We start from the raw sequence: 21,973 nt of genomic DNA, 5'->3' as shown, positions 1-21,973 counted from the left end.
GGTCAGGGCAGGTCGGGGGCAGCGGCGAGGGAGGCCACGGCCCACGGGGGCAGCTCGAGGTCGATCCGGAGAGTGCCGTCTTCGGAGGCGGTGACGATGCTGCGCCGCAGCCGGTCGGCGACGTCGCGGAGCTGCTCGGTCTGGGCGGGGCTGAGGTTCAGCGGCGCTCCCATGGCGTACCAGGCCTCGGCGACGTTGCCCGACTCCCAGTCGACGATCTCGAGCGTGAACCGCGCCCGCGGGGGCAGGCCCTCGAGCGTGTGCCGGATGCGGCGGGCCGGGCCCATGCGGGCGAGCTCGCGCGTGTCGGCGTAGGTGCGACGCGCCTCCAGGCCGGTCGTCCCCATGTCATCGGGGTAGTTGTAGAAGACCGCCGACACCGCGCCGGTCAGCGAGGACCTTGTGATGATGCCGTGGGGCGTCTCGGCTACCACGCGGTCGCCCAGGCGGTTGAGCATCGCCATCGCGTGGAACGTCGGCTTGTGCAGCCCCTGCTCGTTGATCAGTCCGAACCCGCCGTGGAAGGGGCCGATGCCGCCGCCGCCCTCCTCGAAGACGTCCGTGAACGTCCAGTATGAGATCGACTCCGCCATCGAGGCGCCCTTGAGGAATGCCCGCACGATGTAGGCGGCCGCGAAGAGCGTGTCGTGCATCGCGTCGCGACTGGAGGGGGACGTCGACCACTCGGTGATGTGCAGCTCGGCATCGGGGTAAGGGCTGTCTGCCATGAGCCGGCGCATGAGCTGCAGGTCCACGTGGGTGGCGTCCCTCTGGCGCGTGATGGCCTTGCCGCGACCGGTGGAATCCGCGGCGTAGTCGGTGGGGTACAGGTGAGTGGAGAGGAAGTCGAGGGGGACGTCGCGCTCGGCGCAGTACGTCAGGAACTCGTGGATCCACACCGGCTGCCAATCGAGGGAGTCGGGGCTGTCCGCCTCGGCGGTTGCGACCTCGAGCGAGGGGTCGTGGTACTCGCCGGCGTAGCGGGCATCGGGCACGAACACGCTCGTCGACGGGCCGCCCACCCGCAGCCGGGGGTCGATCTCCTTGATCGCCTTCGCCGTGGCCTCGTACAGCTCGAAGTACTCCGTGCGGCTGCCGGTCCAGAAATGGGGGACGAGGTTGGGCTCGTTCCACACCTCGAACGGCCAGCGGCGCACCTCGTGGATGCCGTAACGGTCGATCCAATGGCGCACAGTGCTCGTGACCAGCTCCACCCAGCGCCCCATGTCGTTCGGCGGGCTGCAGTGCGCCTTCCACCAGAACAGCGTCTCGGTCTGCGTGGCGAGCGCTCGTGGCATGAACCCCAGCTCGACGAAGGGGCGCGCACCGGTGGCGAGGATCGCATCGAAGACCTTGTCGACGTAGGAGAACGTGTAGACGGGTTCCGGCAGCGGCTGGGGCGGGCCGAAGCCTCCGCCGTCCTCGGTGCGATACACGAACATGTCGTCGTGGAACAGTCCATGGAAGCGCACGTGCCGAACCCCGAGGAGGTCGACGGCTTCACGGAAGTGCGCCTGCCAGTCGGCTCGCAGTGCTTCGCTCGCCCGGCCGGCGCCGACGCATTCGTTCCAGACGTGGCGCAGCGTCAGGTCGGTCGCCACGTGGCCATCGGCCAGTACGGTGGACACCGGCGCGTCGAGAACCATGCAGAACTCCTTTGGTCTTCTGGATATCGAAACTCTTTCGTCACCTTTCGGTGCGCAGATCACGGTACAGCCAGGGCAGTGACGTGTCGACGGCACGTTTATCACGGTTTGGTAACGGCGAGCGCGGGCCGTGTAGATTGAAAATGTTTCGACGGAAGAGGTGGGCGATGACGGATTCCGCACGGCGGCGCAGGGCGACCCTTTCGGACGTCGCGGCGGCGGCCGGGGTGTCCCAGGCCACGGTCTCCAAGGCTCTCAACGGACGCGATGACGTCGCCGCGGAGACGCGGGAGATCGTGCTGGCGGCCGTGGCCGAACTGGGCTATCGGCCGACGACCGCCCCCGCCACCTCGTCGCGGCGGGCGATCGCGGTGACCTTCGACATCCCCGCCTCCCCGTACATCCTGAACGTGCTGCAGGGCGTGCTGGTCGCGGCGACCGAGAACCGCCTCGACCTGCTCACCCGCCTGCCTCCCGATCGTGCCGCGCGCGGTCAGCGTGCCGTCGGTCGCGACTGGATCGCCGAGCAGCGCGCCAGCGGCGCGATCGGCGTGGTCGGGCTGACGCTGTCCCACCCGGACGCGCTGCTGGATGCCGCAAGCGAGGCGGGTCTCCCGTTCGTCATGGTCGACCCCGTCGATGCCACCCACAAGCGGCTCGTGAGTGTCGCCTCGAGCAACTGGGCCGGCGCCCGCACCGCGGCGGACTACCTCATCGGCCTCGGTCACCGCCGGATCGCGTGGATCGGCGGCCCGGAGGCGTCCGCCGCAGCGCGCGACCGTCTGTACGGCTATCGGGCCGCGCTCGACGCGGCGGGGCTGGAGATCGACCCGGCGCACGTCGTCGCGGACCAGTTCGATGCGGCAGCAGGAGCGCGACATGCCCGCGCGATGCTCGGGATGGACCTCCCGCCCACGGCGATCATGGCGGCAGACGACGAGATCGCGGTCGGTGTGCTGGCGGCGGCGCGAGAACTCGGCGTGAGCGTCCCCCGCGATCTGAGCGTCATCGGCTTCGACGACACGCCGCAGGCATCCTGGACGACGCCCCCGCTCACGACGGTGCATCAGCACCTGGACGAGATGGGGCGGATGGCCGTCCACACGGTCGTCGCGATCGCCGAGGGCCGGCGTCCCGTCTCGCGGCACGTCGAGCTGGCCACCTCGCTGACGATCCGCGAGACGACGGCACCGCCGCCCGCCTGAGCGGATCCGCGGCCGGGGTGCGCCGGCCGGGCGGCGCGCGGCGCGGAGTGGGGGATGTTCTGCTCGGCGTCGGCCGCGCGCTATGCTGGCCGCGCGTCTCGCCTTCTGGCCGTCGCCGGCTGCGGCCGACAATCGAACATCGGCCATCACCCTCGCGGGAGAGCCCCGGTCACCGGGCACCGAAGGAGCAAGCCTCCCCGCCAATCTCTCAGGTACGCGTACCGTGCGGGTTCGGCCACTCTGAAAAGCGATCCGCGCCGCGCGCGTGTCCGCCGACGGTGAAAGCGCCCCTCCCGCCCGCGGGCCGGCGCGAAGCTCTCAGGCCCATGACAGAGGGGGAGTTCACAGCCGTCGGTCCCCGGCGTCTGCCCGTACGAGATCGGGAGAACTCATGACCGGACCCCGCTACACGCCCCTTCGCGACCGACACGAAGCGCTCGGCGCCGCCTTCACCGATTTCGGCGGATGGATGATGCCGGTGCGGTACTCGTCGGACCTCGCCGAGCACCACGCGGTCCGTCAGGCCGCAGGCCTGTTCGACATCTCGCACATGGCGGAGTTCGACGTCGAGGGCGCCGATGCGGCGGCATTCCTGGATTACGCCCTCGCCGGCCGGGTGTCGGCCATGGCCGTCGGCAAGGCGAAGTACTCCCTCGTGCTCGCCGAATCGGGCGGGATCGTCGACGACGTGATCGTCTATCGACTGGGTGAGCATCGGTACCTCGTCATCGCCAACGCCGGTAACCGCGAGGCGGTCGCCCGGGCGCTCACCGCGCGCGTGGCGGACTACCGCGGCGCAGACACGGGCCGCGACGTGAGCGTCGAGGACGTCTCGGATGCCTTCGCCCTCATCGCCGTGCAGGGCCCCGCCGCACGCGGCATCCTCGAGGCGCTCGACGACATCGCCGACCTCGACCGGCCGCTGTCGGAACTGCCCTATTACGCCGCCGCGCAGGGCCGGTTCCGGCAGTGGCCGCTGCTGGTGGCGCGCACCGGGTACACCGGCGAGGACGGCTTCGAGCTGCTCGTGCCGGCGGAAGCCGCCGGCGACCTGTGGGACGCCCTGCTCTCGGCCGGTGAGCCCCACGGTCTGGTACCGGCCGGCCTCGCCGCGCGCGACACGCTGCGACTGGAGGCGGGGATGCCGCTGTACGGCCACGAGCTCTCCCTCGACATCGTGCCGGCCCAGGCCGGCCTCGGCCGGGTCGTCGCGGCCGACAAGGAGGACTTCGTCGGCCGAACCGGGCTCGACACGGTCGACGCGGGCGACGCGCCCGTGCTGGTCGGCCTCGTCGGCGAGGGCAGGCGCGCGGGGCGCGCCGGCTACGAGGTGTTCGACGGCGACGAGCGCGTCGGCGAGATCACCAGCGGCGCCCTGAGCCCCACCCTCGGCCATCCCATCGCGATGGCCTTCGTCGCCCCGGCCGCCGCCGTGCCGGGAACCCCCCTGACCATCGACGTGCGCGGCACCCGCCTGCCCGTGACCGTCGCCGCGCTGCCGTTCTACCGACGCGCACACTGACCACCGAAACCCGGGAGCACACCATGGCCGACCTCACCACCCTCCACTACACCGCCGAGCACGAGTGGATCGCCGTCGACGGCGACGTCGCGACGATCGGCATCACCGACTACGCCGCGCAGCAGCTGGGCGACGTCGTCTTCGTCGAGCTGCCGAGCCCCGGCTCCACCGTCACCGCCGGGCAGGTGTGCGGGGAGATCGAGTCCACGAAGTCGGTCGGCGAGCTCTACGCGCCGGCTTCGGGCGAGGTCGTGGAGGTCAACGAAGACGTCGTGGCCGACCCCTCGGTGGTCAACACCGACGCGTTCGGCAGCGGATGGCTGATCAAGCTGCGCATCGACGGGGCGTCGCTGGGCGACACGCTCGACCGCGCCGGCTATCTCGCCCTCACCGGCGGCGACGCATGACCGGCGCCTTCGCCGCCCGCCACATCGGCACCGACGCCGCTGCCGCGCGCCAGATGCTCGACGTGCTGGGATACGACAGCGTCGACGCCCTGCTCGAGCGCGCCGTGCCGGCGTCGATCCAGGTGCAGCCACGCCCGACGAGCGACATCCCGCCGGCGGCCACCGAGCACGACGCGCTTACGGAGCTGCGGGAGTTCGCGGCATCCAACCGGCCGGCGAAGGCCATGATCGGCTTGGGCTACTACGACACGCACACCCCCGCGGTGATCCAGCGGAACGTCTTCGAGAACCCGTCCTGGTACACCGCGTACACGCCGTACCAGCCGGAGATCTCGCAGGGTCGGCTGGAAGCGCTCATCAACTTCCAGACGATGGTGACCGACCTCACGGGGCTCGCGACGGCGAACGCGTCGATGCTCGATGAGGCCACCGCCGTCGTGGAGGGCATGCTCGTGGCCCGGCGGGCCTCGAAGGGCGCGTCGAATGCGTTCCTCGTCGACACCGACGCGTTCCCGCAGACCAAGGCGCTGCTGCGGCACCGGGCCGAGGCACTCGGGATCGAACTCATCGAGACCGATTACGCCGGCGCTGTGCCGGAGGGGGTTTTCGGCGCGTTCATCCAGTACCCGGGGGCGACCGGTCGGGTGTGGGACCCCAGCGCGGCGATCGCCGCCGTGCAGGCGCAGGGTGGGCTCGTCGTCGTGGCGGCCGACCTGCTGGCGCTGACGCTGCTGCGCTCACCGGGCTCGCTCGGGGCGGACATCGCCGTGGGCACGACGCAGCGCTTCGGCGTGCCGATGGGCTTCGGCGGGCCCCACGCCGGATACATGGCGGTGCGTTCGGGCCTCGAGCGGCAGCTGCCCGGGCGTCTGGTGGGGGTCTCGCAGGATGCCGCGGGGCACCCGGCCTACCGCCTGGCGCTGCAGACGCGCGAACAGCACATCCGACGCGAGAAGGCCACGTCGAACATCTGCACCGCGCAGGTGCTGTTGGCGGTCATGGCATCCATGTACGCCGTCTACCACGGGCCCGAAGGGCTGCGCCGCATCGCGACCGACGTCGCGAAGAAGACGGAGGCGCTCGCGACGGAGCTGCGCGGATACGGGCTGACACTGGCATCCGACGCGGTGTTCGACACGCTGCGGGTGTTCGTGCCGGGCGATGCCGCACGGGTGATCGAGCGCGCGCGCAGCCGCGGGTACCAGCTCTTCTGGGCCGACGACGCGTCGGTCGGGGTATCGGTGGACGAGACGACCACGGCGTCCGACCTCGCCGCCGTCGCGTGGGCGTTCGGCGCCGTGGAGGAGCCCGGGGCGGAGCTGTCGTTCGCCGACGCCCAGCCGCTGGCGGCGGTCGACGGGGTGCTGCGGCGCGATGACGAGTACCTCACCCATCCCGTCTTCACGAGTCACCACTCGGAGACGGCGATGATGCGCTACCTCAAGCAGCTCGCCGACCGCGACTATGCTCTGGACCGTGGCATGATCCCGCTCGGGTCCTGCACGATGAAGCTCAACGCCGCGACCGAGATGGCGGCGGTGTCGTGGCCGGAGTTCGCGAAGGTGCACCCGTTCGCGCCCGCCGACGATGTCGCCGGATACCTCGCGATGATCGAGCAGCTGGAGTCGTGGCTGGCCGAGGTCACCGGCTACGACGCGGTGTCGCTGCAGCCCAACGCCGGTTCGCAGGGCGAGCTCGCAGGGCTTCTCGCGATCCGCGGCTACCACCGGGCGAACGGCGACACGGAGCGCACCGTGTGCCTCATCCCGTCGTCGGCGCACGGCACCAACGCCGCCTCGGCGGTGCTGGCGGGTATGTCGGTCGTCGTGGTGGCGTGCGACGAGGCCGGCAACGTCGACCTCGGCGATCTGCGCGCGAAGATCGGCGCGCACGCCGATCGGCTGGCGGCGCTCATGATCACGTACCCCTCGACGCACGGGGTGTACGAGCACGACGTGCGGGAGATCACTCAGGCGGTGCACGACGCGGGCGGTCAGGTGTACGTCGACGGGGCGAACCTCAACGCGCTGCTGGGCTTCGCCCGCTTCGGCGACCTCGGCGGGGACGTGTCGCACCTGAACCTGCACAAGACATTCGCCATCCCGCACGGCGGCGGCGGGCCGGGCGTCGGACCGGTGGCGGCCAAGGCGCACCTCGCGCCCTATCTGCCGTCGCACCCGCTGTCGCAGCGCGCCGACCACGCCGGCGGCTTCGTCTTCGACGGCGGTCCGGTCTCGGCGGCGCCGTACGGGTCGGCCTCGATCCTGCCGATCTCGTGGGCGTACGTGCGGATGATGGGCGCCGAAGGCCTGCGCGAGGCGACGGGGGCCGCCGTGCTCGCGGCCAACTACATCGCCGCGCGGCTGCGCGAGCACTACCCGGTGCTGTACGCGGGGGAGGGCGGGCTCGTCGCGCACGAGTGCATCCTCGACCTGCGGCCGCTGCGGGAGGCCACCGGCATCACCGTCGACGACGTCGCCAAGCGGCTCATCGACTACGGCTTCCACGCTCCGACGATGTCGTTCCCGGTCGCGGGGACCCTGATGGTGGAGCCGACCGAATCCGAGGACCTCGGCGAGATCGAGCGGTTCATCGAGGCGATGGTCGCGATCCACGCCGAGGCGCACGCCGTCGCGGCGGGGGAGTGGCCGGCATCCGACAATCCGCTCGTGAACGCGCCGCACACCGCGCAGTCGGTCATCGCCGGGGACTGGTCGCACCCGTACTCGCGCGAGACCGCGGTGTATCCCGTGCCCGCCCAGGTGCGCACGAAGTACTGGCCGCCGGTGCGGCGCATCGACAACGCGTACGGCGACCGCAACCTCGTGTGCGCGTGCCCGCCCCCGGAGGCGTTCGCGTAACCGCGCCTCGCTCGCCCGCGCGCTGAGACGAATCCTGGCGGCCGAGACCCTGGGTGTCACCCGCGGTCTCGGCCGTCGGCATTCGTCTCACGGGTGGCGGCGGTGAGCGCGCGACGGAGAGAGAACAGGGCGGCGGTGTCTTCGGGGGCCTTGGGGCGAAGGCCGGCGCCGATGAGGATGTCGCGCAGCGGTGCGGCAGGTACGACATCGTGCCACCCCCAGTGGGCGACGGTGCGCACGTGCCGACGCAGTCGTGCATCCCGCGCACCTTGGCGGGCGATGACGTGCTGCGCCGGACCGAACCGGCCGTCGTACTTCATTCCGCCGTCGCATTCGCCGGCGACCGACGCTGGTTCCCACACCATGTCGCTGCGATCATGGCCGCCGTCGTTTGTTCGGAAGGAGACCTGGAGCGCGGGTTCGGGGAAGCCGAGCCATTCGACCACGGCGCGGCTCACGCTCTCGAGCGCGGTCTCCGCCAGCCGGTTCGCCCGGCTCAGCGCCCACCGCGCGACGGCGCGCCCGCGCTTGCTGATGCGCTGCTCGTTGCCCTCGCGCATGGCGGCGGCCTCCAGCGAGGGGTCGGCGCGCAGCGCGGCATCCGCCACGGAGAGTCCGATCGCCCCGTGCCGTGATCGGGCCAGATCGACGGCGGTGTCGAGGATGCCCGTGACGAGCAGCCCGCCGATCTCGAGGATCTCGCGTTCGCCCCGGTGGGTGTGCACGCGGATGCCGGATGCCAGGCGCGAGCGGCCGAGCGGATTCTGGAGCACGTGGACGACCATCGGGTCGCCGAACACCGGCAATCCCATGAGGGCAGCGGCGGACTCGTGGCTGAACACCGCGTCGGGGTAGCCGAGCGCCACCGCGTGGACGCGCGCGAGGTACCTTCCCCAGGGAGCGAGGTCGCGCCAGGCTTCCGCCGGCACGTAGACACCGGGTCTGACGCGCGCGAGCTCGCCGCGGGCGACGGCGCGTTCAGGGTGGGGAACCTCCGCGGTGCGCAGGAGCGGGATCGGAGCCGGCTGCGGGCCGGCGAGCAGGATCGGCATCCGGCCACCCTGCCTGGGATGCGGCTGCGGCATGCGTCGGGACCATCGCCGCCGGGACAACTCCCGCGTTCCCGCCGCTGTGCAGGAGCCCCCGCCGACCCGCCCGGTCACCGTGAGACGAATGCGGGCGGACGAGACCGTGGGTGGCACCCGCCGTCTCGTCCGCGAGTATTCGTCTCAGCGACCGATGGCGCGCGTCAGCGCACGGGCGCGAAGACCGCGGGCCAGAGGGCGGCGGCCAGCGGGTAGCCGACGAACGACACCACGTCGAGGATCGTGTGGGCCACGACGAGTGGCATCACCCTGCCCCACCGGCGGTAGCACCAGCCGAAGACGATCCCCATCACGAAGTTGCCGACCATCCCGCCGACTCCCTGGTAGGCGTGGTACGCGCCGCGCAGCACAGCCGAAGACAGGATGATCGGCCACCAGCCCCAGCCCAGGCGGCGGAGCCGGTCGTACAACCACCCCAGCATGATGACTTCCTCGAGCAGCGCTGCGCGCACGGCGGCGAACAGCAGGATCGGGACCGTCCACCACGCGGCATCCAGGGGCGACGCGACGACCGCCACCGAGAACCCGAGCAGGCGGCCCACTGCGTAGAGTGCGAGCCCGGGGATGCCGATCACCGCCGTGACCAGCACGCCGCGTGCCAGGTCGCCGCCGAATCGGGTGAAGTCGAGCCCGATGCGGCGCAGGGCGTTCGTCCCCGGTTCCCACAGCAGGTAGACGACGAGGGCGACCAGAGCCAGGTCGAAGAAGATGTCGAGCAGCTGGTAGAGCGCATCCCACGCGGCCGCCGCATCGCGCGACGGGTTCAGCTGCGTCTGCTGCTGGCCCAGGGGGGTGGGGGAGAGCAGGCGCCGCACGAGCGTGAGCACCGAGTACAGCGCGGACTGGCCGAGCGTGATCGACAAGACGATCGCGATCTCCCACCACAGACGGATCCGGGTAGCGCCTTCCGCACTCGGTACGCGCGGACTGGGAGCGGTCACGCTGTCAGATTGCCACATCGGACGGGGATTTAGTAAAGAGCATGTAACGCTTTCGGCCAGATCCTGGTCAGGGATGCGCGGGCGCCATAGCGTGCCTCAACTCGTGTGCCACTGCCGCGCTCTGCGAGACCGTGACTCACAACATCCCTGCACAGGAGGAAACGTGGATCGCAACAAGAATGCCCTCGCCGGCCTGACGCTGCTGACGGCGGGCGCACTCGCCCTCGCCGGTTGCGCCGGAGGCGGCGGAGACGAGCCCGAGGAATCCGGTGACGCCGTTGCCACCGCGATCATCACCACCAACGGAAGCGAGCCGGAGAACCCGCTGATTCCCACCATGACCAACGAGGTCGGCGGTGGCATGATCCTCGACTCGGTCTTCGCCGGTCTGGTGTCGTACGAGGCCGACGGCACCGCCGTCAACGACATGGCCGAAGAGATCACGGTCGAAGACCCGCAGAACCTCACCGTCAAGCTCAAAGAGGGTCAGCTCTTCACGGACGGCGAAGAGGTCACCGCCGACAACTTCATCAACGCGTGGAACCAAGGCGCACTCGCGTCGAACAAGCATTACAACAGCTACTTCTTCGAGGACATCGAGGGATTCAGCTACGACGAGGACACGGAGTTGACCGGCCTCGAGATGGTCGACGACTACACCTTCACGATCGCGCTCAACAAGCCCGCGTCGGACTTCGCGCAGCGCCTGGGCTACTCCGCCTACTACCCGCTTCCGGATGTTGCGTTCGAAGACATGGAGGCGTTCGGCGAGAACCCGATCGGCAACGGCCCGTACATGCTCGACGGTGAGGGCGCGTGGCAGCACAACGTGCAGATCGACCTCGTGAAGAACGAAGACTACGACGGTGTGCGTCAGGCCCAGAACGGTGGCCTCACCATCACCTTCTACTCCTCGCAGGATGCCGCGTACGCCGACCTGCTCGGTGGCCAGGTCGACGTGATCGACGTGATTCCGCCGACGTCGCTGGCGACCTTCGAGTCCGACCTCGGCGAGGGTGCCGTCAACCAGCCGGCCGCCATCTTCCAGTCGTTCACGATCCCGGAGCGCCTCGCGCACTTCTCGGGTGAGGAAGGCCAGCTGCGCCGTCAGGCCATCTCGATGGCGATCAACCGCGACGAGATCACCGAGAAGATCTTCCAGGGCACCCGCACCCCCGCCAGCGACTTCACCTCGCCCGTCATCGACGGCTGGTCCGACTCGCTCGAGGGTGCCGAGGTGCTGGAGTACAACCCCGAGCGTGCCGCCGAGCTGTGGGCCGAGGCTGACGCCATCTCACCGTGGGACGGTTCCTTCCAGATCGGCTACAACGCCGACGGCGGCCACGACCAGTGGGTCGACGCGGTGTCGAACTCGCTCAAGAACAACCTCGGGATCGAAGCGTCGGGCGCTCCCTACCCGACCCTCGCCGAACTGCGCGAGCTGGTGAACAACGACGCCATCACCACCGCCTTCCGCACCGGCTGGCAGGCGGACTACCCGGGTCTGTACAACTTCCTGGGACCGCTCTACGCGACCAACGCCGGATCCAATGACGGTGACTACTCCAGCGCGGAGTTCGACGGGCTGCTGACGGCGGGCATCTCGACGACCGACACGGAGGAGGCGAACGCGCTCTTCTCCGAGGCTCAGAGCGTGCTGCTGCAGGATCTGCCGGTCATCCCGCTGTGGTACGCCAACGTGACCGGCGGCTTCGCCCCCACGGTGCAGAACGTGGAGTTCGGCTGGAACTCCGTACCGCTGTTCCACCTGATCACCAAGGCCGAATAGCCACCTCACTCGCGAGGCGGTGGCCGTCCGTCACCGCCTCGCGAGTCGTTCCGATTCCCAGGGAGAGCGGACGTGCTCGGTTACATCGTCAGACGAGTGCTGCAGGTGATCCCCGTATTCTTCGGGGCCACGCTGCTCATCTACTTCATGGTGTTCGCCATGCCCGGCGACGCCATCCTGGCCCTGTTCGGCGACCGCACGCCGAACCCGGCGCTGCTGGCGCAGATCCGCGAGGAATACCATCTCGACGATCCCTTCATCGTGCAGTACTTCTTCTACATCACCGGCGTCTTCCAGGGGGACTTCGGCGTGAGCTTCTCGGGTCAGCCGGTGAGCGAAGTGCTCGCCCGCACGTTCCCCGTGACGATCCGCCTGGCGGCGCTGGCCATCGCGATAGAGCTCGTGCTCGCGATCGTCATCGGCACGATCTCGGGGCTGCGCAAGGGGAGGATCTTCGACAACGCCTCGCTCGTGATCGCGCTCGTCTTCGTCGCCGTTCCCGTGTTCGTCCTCGCCTTCCTCGCGCAGTACTTCCTGGCGATCCAGCTCGGCTGGTTCCGACCGACCGTGGGGGTGCAGAACGGCTGGATGGACCTGTGGCTGCCGGCCATCGTGCTCGGCCTCAGCCTCTACGCCACCAGCATGCGTCTGACCCGCGCATCGGTGATCGACACGCTCAACCAGGACTGGGTGCGCACCGCCTACAGCAAGGGCCTCTCGCGGCGTCGCGTCATCCCCGTGCACGTGCTGCGCAACTCGCTCATCCCCGTGGTCACGAACACGGCGACCAACTTCGGCGTGCTGCTGGTGGGCGCGACCGTCACCGAGGGCATCTTCAACGTTCCCGGCGTCGGCAACGTGCTCTTCGAGGCGGTCCGCCGCCAGGAAGGCCCCACCGTCGTCTCCTTCGTGACCGTGTTCGTCATCGTCTACGTCCTGGTCAACCTGGTCATCGACCTGTTGTACGGCCTGCTCGACCCGAGGATCCGCTATGCCCAGTGATCGCTTCCCCACGGCGCACTACGTCGCTCCCGTCAAGACCACCACGATCAACGTCGACGCCGTGCGCGTCGCGGCAAAGCCCAGCAACCTCTGGCGCGACGCCTGGCGCGACATCCGCCGCCGCCCCACCTTCTGGGTCACCGGAGTGCTCGTGCTCCTGGTCGTCCTCATGGCTGCGTGGCCCACGCTGTTCACGCCCGTCCCGCCCGACACCGAGTGCTTCCTCGCCAACAGCAACGGCGGTCCGAGCTCCGGCCACCCGCTGGGCTTCACCTTCCAAGGGTGCGACATCTGGTCCCGCATCGTGTGGGGCGCACGCACTTCGCTCCTCGTTGGCCTGCTCGCCACCCTGATCAGCACCGTCCTCGGGGTCGTCATGGGCGCGCTCGCCGGGTTCTACGGCGGATGGCTCGACTCGGTGCTTTCGCGCGTCGGAGACATCTTCTTCGCGATCCCGTACATCCTCGCGGCCATCGTCGTCATGAGCGTCTTCTCGCAGAACCGCACACCGCTCCTGCTCGCCTTCGCCATCGGCGGGTTCGCCTGGGCGTCGACGGCGCGCGTCATTCGCTCCGAGGTGCTGCGGGTGCGACAGGCGGACTTCGTGACCGCGTCGCGCGCGATCGGCCTCTCGCGGTTCCGCACCCTGCTCGCGCACGTGCTGCCCAACGCCCTGGCACCCGTCATCGTCGTGGCCACCATCACGCTGGGAACCGCGATCTCGGCCGAGGCGACCCTGTCGTTCCTGGGTGTCGGTCTCGGCAGCGGCACCATGTCGTGGGGGCTGGACATCAGCCAGGCGCAGTCCTCGCTGCGCGTCGCGCCCCTGGCGCTGATCTATCCGTCCATCGCGCTGACCGTGACGGTCCTTGCGTTCATCATCCTGGGCGAGCTCCTGCGAGACGCCCTGGACCCGAAAGCGAGGGCACGTCGATGATGCCGGCGAACCGCACGCCTCTGCTGTCCATCCGCGATCTGACCGTCGCATTCGACGCGGGAAAGACCTCCACCGAAGTCCTGCACGGGATCGATCTGGACATCCACCCCGGCGAGACCGTCGCCATTGTGGGGGAGTCCGGCTCGGGCAAGTCCACGACCGCCTCGGCGATCGTCGACCTGCTGCCGGGCACCGGCCACGTCACCGGCGGGTCCATCACGCTCGAAGGTCGCGATCTCACGACGCTCACGCCGCCGCAGATGGAGCGCATCCGCGGCCGCGAGATCGGCTACGTGCCCCAGGACCCGATGTCCAACCTCAACCCGGTGTGGAGCATCGGCTTCCAGGTCAAGGAGGCCATCCGCGCCAACGGCATCGCCACCGGACGCAAAGAGGTCGAGCGGCGCGCCGTCGAGGTGCTGCAGCAGGCGGGACTGGCGGATGCCGAACGCCGGCTGCATCAGTTCCCGCACCAGTTCTCCGGAGGCATGCGCCAGCGGGCCCTCATCGGCATCGGCCTCGCCGCCGACCCGAAGCTGCTCATCGCCGACGAGCCGACCTCGGCCCTCGACGTCACCGTGCAGCGGGTCATCCTCGACCACATGGCGTCGCTCGCGGCGGAGAAGGGGACATCGGTGCTCCTCATCACGCACGACCTGGGGCTCGCCGCGGAGCGCGCCGACACGATCGTCGTCATGCACCAGGGCGCGATCGTCGAGTCCGGGCCCAGTCGCGAGATCCTCGAGAACCCGCAGCACCCGTACACCCAGCGGCTGGTCGCCGCCGCGCCGAGCCTGGCGTCCCAGCGCATCCAGGCCCGCGCCGAGGACCGCGGCATCCGGCACGAGGCGGATCTGGCCACCGGTGCGCCGGCGGTCGTGGTGCAGGGCCTGGTCAAGGAGTACAAGATCCGGCAGGGGTCGTTCCGCAGCGAGCGGTTCCGCGCCGTCGACGACGTCTCGTTCGAGATGCCGCGCGGCCGCACGTTGGCGCTGGTGGGTGAGTCCGGGTCGGGCAAATCGACGATCGCGAAGATGGTGCTCGACCTCGAGAAGCCGACGTCGGGCACCATCCTCATCGAGGACGAGAACATCGCCCGGCTCTCGGGGCGCAGGTCCTTCGCGCTGCGGCGACGCATGCAGCCGGTCTTCCAGGACCCGTACGGGTCCCTCGATCCGCTGCGCAGCATCGGCGGCACGATCGCCGAGCCGCTGGACGTGCACCACGTCGGCGACGCGACGTCCCGCCGCGCCCGGGTGGCCGAGCTGCTGGACCAGGTCTCGCTGCCGCAGGAGCTGGCATCCCGTTACCCGAACGAGCTCTCCGGAGGGCAGCGACAGCGTGTCGCCATCGCGCGCGCGCTGGCGCTGAAGCCCGACATCGTCGTGCTGGACGAAGCCGTGTCTGCGCTGGACGTGCTGGTGCAGGACCAGATCCTGCAGCTGCTGGCCGACCTGCAGTCCGAGCTCGGGCTGACCTACCTGTTCATCACGCACGACCTCGCGGTGGTGCGTGTGGTCGCCGACTTCGTCTGCGTCATGGAGCGCGGCAAGATCGTCGAACAGGGCACGGTCGACGAGATCTTCGCCAACCCCGCCGAGGAGTACACCCGGCGTCTGCTGGAAGCCATCCCCGGCGCGTCCATGACACTCGGTGCCGGCGTCGTAGACACCGAGACATGAGTCAGGCCGCAGGCGCGGGTCGCCGCGCCTATCGGTCGGGCTCGGGGACGGTCGCCTTGGTCGCCGCGGGCGCTATGACGGCGTTCCTGCTGGGGGATGCCGTCCTGCGCGCCGGGTTCGGGCAGATGCTGGTGCTGGCGCCGGGGATCCTGCTGGTGGACTGGATCATCTTCGCTGCGCTGTACGCCCCGACGGTGCACACCGATGCGCAGGGCATCACGGTGGTCAACCCGTTGCGGCGCGCCGCGGTGCCCTGGGCGCGGGTGCGTGACATCACGACCCGATGGCAGTTGACGTTGCAGCTCGACGACGGCTCGAAGGTGGTCGCCTTCGGCGGACCAGCCCTCAGGCCACCCCGCCCACGGCGTGGGCGGGGTGCGGATGCCGAGCGGCACGTCCCCGCCTGCTCGGACGTGGAGCTCATCCGCCGTCATTGGGAGGCCGCCGTCGACCGTGGCCCCGCCACAGGGCAGGTGAAGCGAGGGTGGAACCTGCCCGTCGTGCTGTCCCTGGCCGGTGTGATCGCGTGGGCGCTGCTCGCCCTCATGGTCGGCGGGAGCCGCGCCTGAGCCCGTGTCCGGGTTAACGGTTTGTAACTATTTTCGGCCCGCGCCGATCGGCCAGGTGACGTTCACCTATAGTTTCGGTATTCGCAGCCCGAGCGATGTAGGTCAGTCGAAGCAGGCCGCGAGTGCCATTGCCCGCACCAATGTAGGAGACCAAATGCGTTCACGTCGAACCCTTATCGCCGGGGCCGCCATCGGCGTCACCGCCCTGGCGCTCACCGCCTGCGCACCGCCCAGTGACGACGGCAGCGGTGACACCAACGAGCCCACGGGGTCCGCGTCGATCGCCGTTTCCGTGGGACCGAACGACTTCATCAGCTACAACGGCTACACGCCCGAGACGTACAGCACGTACAACTCGGCGATCACGGACCAGATGAAGACCGGCTTCACGTACTTCGCTCCGGACGGCTCGATCGAGGACAACACCGACCTGGGCTCGTACGAGCTGGTGTCGGAGGACCCGCTGACGGTCGAGTACACCATCTCGGACGACGCCGTCTGGTCTGACGGCACCCCGATCACCGTCGCCGACGCCGTGCTGGCGTGGGGCGTGCAGAACACCAACCTCGCCGGCCCCGACGGCCCGCTGTTCAACTCGGTTTCTCAGGACATGGGCCAAGAGGTCCCCGCGGGCCCGCAGGGCGAGCTCGACGGCAAGGAGTTCACGGTCGAGTTCGCCGTGAAGAACCCGGACTGGAAGATCCAGACCTGGATGCTCGACCCCGCGCACATCGTCGCGGAGCAGGCCGGCATGGAGACCGAAGAGCTCGCCCAGGCGATCCTCGACGGCGACACCGCCGCCCTCGAGCCCGCCGCCGAGTTCTGGAACACCGGCTGGTTCACCAACCCCGGCGAGCTGCCCGACGAGGCGCTGATGCCCTCCTCGGGTCCGTACAAGCTCAGCTCGTGGGATGCCGGTCAGTCCGTCACCCTCGTGGCGAACGAGGAATACTACGGCGAGAAGCTCGCGCCGCAGAACGCCGAGATCGTCTTCCGCTTCGTCGGCCAGGACGCCATGGTCCAGGCCCTCGACAACGGTGACCTCGACGTCATCGCGCCGCAGCCGACCGTCGACACCCTCGCGCAGCTCGAAGAGCTCGGCGACGCGGTCAACATCCTGTCCGGCCCGTCGCTGACGTGGGAGCACCTCGACTTCAACTTCATCGAGGGCTCGCTGTTCGCCGACAACCTGGAGCTGCGTCAGGCCTTCGCCATGTGCGTGCCGCGCCAGCAGATCGTCGACAACCTGATCAAGCCGATCGACCCCGCGGCGGTCGTGCTCAACGCCCGCGAGGTGTTCCCCTTCCAGGACAGCTACGAAGAGGTCGTCGAGGCGTCCTACAACGGCGAGTACGACGAGCCGAACATCGAAGAGGCAGCGCGCATCGTCGCGGAGCAGGGTGCCCAGGGCGCTGAGGTCCGTATCGGATACTCCGCACCCAACCCGCGCCGCGCGGACCAGGTCGCTCTGATCAAGTCGTCGTGCGACCAGGCCGGCTTCAACATCGTCGACGCGGGCAACGAGGACTTCTTCCAGCCGGGCGGCACGCAGGAGCGCGGCGACTACGAGGTGGCGCTGTTCGCTTGGGCCGGCTCCGGCCAGATCGCCTCTGGCGAGAACATCTACGCCACGGGCAAGCCGCAGAACTACGGTGGCTACTCCAACCCCGAGGTCGACGCCGCTTGGGCGACGCTGAAGAACAGCCTCGACCCCGAGGTGCACCTGGAGCAGACCAAGGTGATCGAGGAGCTCCTGTGGGCCGACCTGTTCGGCATCCCGGTCTTCGCCCACCCGGGCGTGGACGCAGCGAGCGCCAGCGTCGACGGCGTTGAGCGGACCACCACGCAGAGTGGTATCTCCTGGAACGCGTACGCTTGGAGCAGCGCCGAGTAATTCGGCCGATGTTCGGATGTGCGGGTCGGCCTGCGGCCGGCCCGCACATCTGTGATCGCGACCGTTCCCGATAAACCCGAAGGGAAGCACTGTCGTGCTGAAGTTCATCCTGCGACGCCTCGTCCAGGCCGTCGGCATCATGCTGGGCGCCTCGGTACTGATGTACGTACTGGTCATCAACTCCGGGGATCCGCTCGCAGAGTTGCGCGAGAGCAACGCGCGCAACCGCGAGCTCCTGATCCAGCAGCGCATCGAGTACATGAATCTCGACCTGCCGTGGTGGCAGCGCTATCTCGATTGGCTGGGCGGCGTCAGCCGATGCGTCATCGGCCAGTGCGATTTCGGCACCAACCGCTCCGGCGTAGATGTCGGCACCCTCCTCGGCCAGGCTGCTTCCTCGACACTGCGCCTCGTCCTCCTTGCCACCGTGCTCGCCCTCATCATCGGCGTCGCGGTCGGCATCCTGACCGCCGTCCGTCAGTACTCGGGCCTCGACTACGCGGTGACCTTCGGCACCTTCCTCTTCTTCTCACTTCCCGTGTTCTGGGCCGCCGTGCTCCTCAAGGAGTACATGGCCATTGGGTTCAACAACTGGCTGCAGGACCCGGGCTTCACTCCGGTACAGATCATCCTCATCTCCGTGGTCCTCGGATTCGTGATGCAGGTGGTTCTCGCGGGCTCCGTCAAGCGGCGGATAGCGACCTTCCTCGTCACCACGGCGTTCTTCGCCGTCGCGATGCCGACCTTCACGGCACTCGACCTCTTCCGCAACCCCCAGCTCGGCATGATCGGTGTCGCCGTCCTGACCTTCGGTGTGGCGCTCAGCGTCACCGCCATGACCGTGGGGCTGCGCAACCGGGAGGTGCTCGTTCCGGCGCTCATCACGGCTGCCGGCGTCAGCATCATGCAGCTGGTGCTCTTCAACGTCTTCGTCTACTACATGAACTGGGGCGTGCTCATCCTCGGCATCGTCCTCGCGATCGCCCTGCCCTGGGTCCTCGCGCGGTTCATGAGCCACCGTTACCGCACCCAGGCGATCATCGCCGCCACGGTGACGGGCGTGATCGGTGCGGGACTCACGACACTCGACCACCTCTTCCGGGTGTGGCCGAACTTCCTCGGTCTCAAGCCCCGGCCGATCTCCACCATCGGCTCACAGACACCGAACTTCCGCGGTGGCTTCTGGGAGACCTTCCTCGACTACGGCACGCAGATGCTGCTGCCGACGCTGCTGCTGACGCTCATCTCACTGGCGAGCTACAGCCGCTACACCCGCACCTCGATGCTCGAGGTCAACCGCCAGGACTACATCCGCACCGCACGCGCGAAGGGCGCACCCGAGCGCACCGTCATCTTCCGGCACGCGCTGCGCAACGCCCTCATCCCCATCGCGACGATCGCCGCGTTCGACTTCGCGGGCCTCATCGGCGGCGCGGTCGTCACCGAACGCGTCTTCGGATGGAAGGGGATGGGCGACCTGTTCGCCGTCGGCCTCGACCAGGTCGACCCCGCGCCGGTCATGGCGTTCTTCGTGATCACCGGAGGCGTCGCGGTTCTGTTCAACCTGCTCGCCGATATTTCTTACGCCTACCTCGACCCCAGGATCCGAGTATGAGCAACAACTCCACACCCCAGAACGACGCGATCTACGACCTCGCAGAGGCCGAGGACGCGGCCCTCGCCGCCAAGGACACCAAGCCGCTCTCACAGGGACGGCTGGTGCTGCGACGGTTCCTCCGTCACCGTGCGGCGCTGATCTCGACCGTCCTCCTCTTCGCGATCATCATCGTCGCCTTCACGTCGATCGGCTTCGCCGGCATCCCCGGCTGGTGGGACAAGAGCTACCTCGCGGCGGGCAACGTCATCGACGGCGGCCGTCCGACGCTGAGCCTGATCCCGACGTGGCTCGGCGGGGACGGCATCCGCTGGGGCGAGCACCCCTTCGGGCAGGACAACGTCGGCAAGGACTACTTCTCGCTCGTGATGGTCGGCACCCAGCGGTCGCTGATCATCGCCTTCACCGTGGGTATCGTCGCGACGACGATCGGCGCCGTCATGGGCGCGGTCGCGGGCTACTTCCGCGGCTGGGTCGACAACGTGCTGATGCGCATCACCGACATCTTCATCGTCATCCCGCTGCTCGTCCTCGCCGCCGTGCTCGGCAAGATCTCCGGCGGAGGCATCTTCGCGCTCGCCCTGATGATCGGTCTCGCCTCGTGGACGGGCCTGGCGCGTCTGGTGCGCGGAGAGGTCCTCTCGCTCCGTGAGCGCGACTACGTCGCGGCCGCCCGTTCGACCGGTGCGAGCGCGTTCCGGATCATCTTCAAGCATCTGGTGCCCAACACGATCGGCATCATCGTCGTGAATGCCACGTTCGCGATCGGCGGCGCGATCCTGCTCGAGAGTTCGCTGAGCTTCCTCGGGTTCGGTGTGAGGGCGCCAGAGACATCCCTCGGCCTGCTCATCAGCACGTACCAGGGTGCCTTCACCAACCGGCCGTGGCTGTTCTGGTGGCCGGGCATGATCATCCTGGTCATCGTGCTGGCGGTGAACTTCATCGGGGACGGTCTGCGCGACGCCTTCGATCCGCGGCAGACCCGCAAATGGAGTCCACGCAGACTGGAACGCCTGCGCGCTGAGAAGGGACTGTCGTGACGTACACGGATACGCACCCCGCGGGTGCGGATGCCGCCCTGCGGCTCACCGATCTGCGGGTCGACTTCGCCGTCGAGTCCGGACTCGTCCGCGCTGTCAAGGGTGTGAGCCTCGATCTCCGCGCCGGCGAGGTCGTCGCGATCGTGGGTGAATCGGGTTCGGGCAAGTCGGTGAGCTCATCGGCCGCCATGGGGCTGCTCCCCGAGAACGCCCTGGTCACCGGCTCCGCCGAGGTCGGCGGCACCGAGGTCGTCGGTATCGCGCCGGAGAAGATGCGCGCGATGCGGGCCACCCAGGTGGCGATGATCTTCCAGGAGCCGATGTCGGCGCTGAACCCGGTGCTGACGGTGGAGCGGCAGATGACCGAGGTCTTCGAGCTGCACGACGTCGCCTACGGTGCGGACGCGCGGGAGCGCTCGGTCGAGCTGCTGCAGCGCGTGGGCATCCCCGACCCCGAGACGCGCATCTCGCAGTACCCGCACCAGTTCTCGGGCGGTCAGCGGCAGCGCATCGTCATCGCGATGGCGATCGCCCTGAACCCTCGCGTGATCATCGCCGACGAGCCCACGACGGCTCTCGACGTCACGGTGCAGGCCGAGATCCTCGACCTGCTGCGGTCGCTCAAGGACGACCTCGACGTCGGCATCCTGCTGATCACGCACAACATGGGCGTCGTGGCGGACCTCGCCGACCGCGTGGTCGTCATGTACAAGGGCGAGCTCGTCGAGCAGGGCCTGGTGACGGACGTGCTCAAGAACCCGCAGCACCCCTACACCCGCAAGCTGCTCAACGCCGTGCCGCGCCTGTCGGGTTCCGCCCTGGGTGCGGGTACCGCGGTCACCGAGACGCGCGAGCGCGAGCGCGCCGCCGCGACGCCGGCCGAGCGCGACCTGGTGCTCGTGGCCGAGGATCTCGCACTGGACTACGTGATGCGCGGCAAGGCGTTCCGCGCCGTCGAAGGGGTCTCCTTCGACCTCGGCAGGCGCGAGGTGCTCGGCGTCGTGGGTGAGTCCGGATCGGGCAAGTCCACGATCGCGAAGGCGGTGCTGGGCCTGCTTCCCGTGGCCTCGGGTTCGCTCAAGGTGCGCGGTGAGGACTTCGCCAAGCTGCGCGGGCGCGCCGCGAAGAACGTGCGTCGTCACATCGGCGCGGTCTTCCAGGACCCTGCGTCGTCGCTGAACCCCCGCTTCCCGATCGGCGAGTGCATCATCGAGCCGATGGTCGTGCACCGTGTGGGCGACAAGCGGTCGCGTCAGGCCCGTGCCCGCGAGCTCCTCGACGCCGTGCGCCTTCCCACCGACGTCGTCAACCGCTACCCGCACGAACTCTCCGGCGGCCAGCGGCAGCGTGTATCGATCGCCCGGGCGCTGGCGCTCAAGCCCGAGCTGCTGATCGCGGACGAGCCGACGTCGGCGCTCGACGTCTCGGTGCAGGCCGCCGTGCTCGAGATGCTGCGCGAACTGCAGCGCGAGTTCGACTTCGCCTGCATGCTCGTCAGCCACGACCTGGCTGTCGTGGACATGCTCGCCGATCACGTGCTGGTGATGAAGGACGGTCACGCGGTCGAGCAGGGCGAGACGAGCACCGTGCTTCACGACCCGCAGGACGACTACACCAAGCGTCTTCTCGCCGCGTCTCCCGTGCCCGACCCGGTCGAGCAGCGTGAGCGCCGGCTGGCCCGGCGGGCTCTGCTGGACTCGCTCGGAGACACCCCCGACGCGTAGGTTCGGACCCGGCCGGCGCCGGTGAGCGCACCC

16 protein-coding genes and 2 riboswitches are annotated in these 21,973 nt (G+C 69.1%); of the genes, 13 read left to right on the top strand and 3 right to left on the bottom strand.

The window, feature by feature from the left end:
• Positions 1-2 precede the first annotated feature (2 nt).
• Positions 3-1,646: a GH39 family glycosyl hydrolase gene (locus tag QNO21_RS08220; RefSeq protein ID WP_257519200.1), complete on the bottom strand. Its 1,644-nt coding sequence runs from the start codon at positions 1,644-1,646 to the stop codon at positions 3-5.
• 167 nt (positions 1,647-1,813) lie between these two features.
• Here QNO21_RS08220 and QNO21_RS08215 point away from each other — a divergent pair, with 167 nt between their 5' ends.
• The 4 genes from QNO21_RS08215 to gcvP all read left to right on the top strand — a co-directional run bounded on the left by QNO21_RS08215 (position 1,814) and on the right by gcvP (position 7,641).
• On the top strand, positions 1,814-2,851 hold the full coding sequence (locus QNO21_RS08215) for a LacI family DNA-binding transcriptional regulator (RefSeq protein ID WP_257513703.1): 1,038 nt from the start codon (positions 1,814-1,816) through the stop codon (positions 2,849-2,851).
• A 145-nt stretch (positions 2,852-2,996) separates the two neighbouring features.
• A riboswitch (glycine riboswitch) is annotated at positions 2,997-3,085 on the top strand.
• Positions 3,086-3,194, top strand: a riboswitch (glycine riboswitch).
• A 48-nt stretch (positions 3,195-3,242) separates the two neighbouring features.
• Complete coding sequence (gene gcvT, locus QNO21_RS08210; protein ID WP_257519199.1) at positions 3,243-4,373, top strand: glycine cleavage system aminomethyltransferase GcvT; 1,131 nt, start codon at positions 3,243-3,245, stop codon at positions 4,371-4,373.
• 23 nt (positions 4,374-4,396) lie between these two features.
• Positions 4,397-4,780: a glycine cleavage system protein GcvH gene (gcvH, locus tag QNO21_RS08205; protein ID WP_257513701.1), complete on the top strand. Its 384-nt coding sequence runs from the start codon at positions 4,397-4,399 to the stop codon at positions 4,778-4,780.
• On the top strand, positions 4,777-7,641 hold the full coding sequence (gcvP, locus tag QNO21_RS08200; RefSeq protein WP_257519198.1) for an aminomethyl-transferring glycine dehydrogenase: 2,865 nt from the start codon (positions 4,777-4,779) through the stop codon (positions 7,639-7,641). The genes gcvH and gcvP overlap by 4 nt, the downstream gene beginning before the upstream one ends.
• 56 nt (positions 7,642-7,697) lie before the next feature.
• Here the strand turns inward: gcvP and QNO21_RS08195 are convergent, their stop codons facing one another.
• Positions 7,698-8,693 carry a type IV toxin-antitoxin system AbiEi family antitoxin domain-containing protein gene (locus QNO21_RS08195; RefSeq protein ID WP_257519197.1) on the bottom strand — a complete coding sequence of 332 codons (996 nt, stop codon included), beginning with the start codon at positions 8,691-8,693 and terminating at the stop codon, positions 7,698-7,700.
• A gap of 197 nt (positions 8,694-8,890) precedes the next feature.
• On the bottom strand, positions 8,891-9,706 hold the full coding sequence (locus QNO21_RS08190; protein ID WP_257519196.1) for a CPBP family intramembrane glutamic endopeptidase: 816 nt from the start codon (positions 9,704-9,706) through the stop codon (positions 8,891-8,893).
• A 145-nt stretch (positions 9,707-9,851) separates the two neighbouring features.
• On the opposite strand from QNO21_RS08190, the gene QNO21_RS08185 reads away from it, so the two are divergent.
• The 9 genes from QNO21_RS08185 to QNO21_RS08145 all read left to right on the top strand — a co-directional run bounded on the left by QNO21_RS08185 (position 9,852) and on the right by QNO21_RS08145 (position 21,940).
• Positions 9,852-11,477, top strand: coding sequence for a peptide ABC transporter substrate-binding protein (locus tag QNO21_RS08185; RefSeq protein WP_257515094.1), 1,626 nt, complete (start codon positions 9,852-9,854; stop codon positions 11,475-11,477).
• Positions 11,478-11,549: 72 nt separating this feature from the next.
• Positions 11,550-12,479, top strand: coding sequence for an ABC transporter permease (locus QNO21_RS08180; protein WP_257515095.1), 930 nt, complete (start codon positions 11,550-11,552; stop codon positions 12,477-12,479).
• A complete protein-coding gene (locus QNO21_RS08175; protein WP_257515096.1) occupies positions 12,469-13,416 on the top strand; it encodes an ABC transporter permease in 948 nt (315 codons plus the stop codon). Before QNO21_RS08180 ends, QNO21_RS08175 begins: the two co-directional genes overlap by 11 nt.
• Complete coding sequence (locus QNO21_RS08170) at positions 13,413-15,098, top strand: dipeptide ABC transporter ATP-binding protein (RefSeq protein WP_257519195.1); 1,686 nt, start codon at positions 13,413-13,415, stop codon at positions 15,096-15,098. Before QNO21_RS08175 ends, QNO21_RS08170 begins: the two co-directional genes overlap by 4 nt.
• Positions 15,095-15,667 carry a PH domain-containing protein gene (locus QNO21_RS08165; RefSeq protein ID WP_257519194.1) on the top strand — a complete coding sequence of 191 codons (573 nt, stop codon included), beginning with the start codon at positions 15,095-15,097 and terminating at the stop codon, positions 15,665-15,667. Before QNO21_RS08170 ends, QNO21_RS08165 begins: the two co-directional genes overlap by 4 nt.
• A 154-nt stretch (positions 15,668-15,821) precedes the next feature.
• Complete coding sequence (locus QNO21_RS08160; protein ID WP_257519193.1) at positions 15,822-17,561, top strand: ABC transporter substrate-binding protein; 1,740 nt, start codon at positions 15,822-15,824, stop codon at positions 17,559-17,561.
• Positions 17,562-17,655: 94 nt separating this feature from the next.
• The gene (locus QNO21_RS08155; RefSeq protein ID WP_257519192.1) at positions 17,656-19,176 is read left to right on the top strand and encodes an ABC transporter permease; all 1,521 of its coding nucleotides are present in this window, start codon (positions 17,656-17,658) and stop codon (positions 19,174-19,176) included.
• Complete coding sequence (locus QNO21_RS08150; RefSeq protein WP_257519191.1) at positions 19,173-20,216, top strand: ABC transporter permease; 1,044 nt, start codon at positions 19,173-19,175, stop codon at positions 20,214-20,216. The genes QNO21_RS08155 and QNO21_RS08150 overlap by 4 nt, the downstream gene beginning before the upstream one ends.
• On the top strand, positions 20,213-21,940 hold the full coding sequence (locus QNO21_RS08145) for a dipeptide ABC transporter ATP-binding protein (protein WP_257519190.1): 1,728 nt from the start codon (positions 20,213-20,215) through the stop codon (positions 21,938-21,940). The genes QNO21_RS08150 and QNO21_RS08145 overlap by 4 nt, the downstream gene beginning before the upstream one ends.
• The last annotated feature ends 33 nt before the right edge of the window (positions 21,941-21,973 follow it).

The organism is Microbacterium sp. zg-Y818, from assembly GCF_030246905.1.
Lineage (GTDB): Bacteria > Actinomycetota > Actinomycetes > Actinomycetales > Microbacteriaceae > Microbacterium.
Note: the sequence above shows the minus strand (reverse complement) of the source record. Positions and strands in the feature narration are given on the sequence as shown.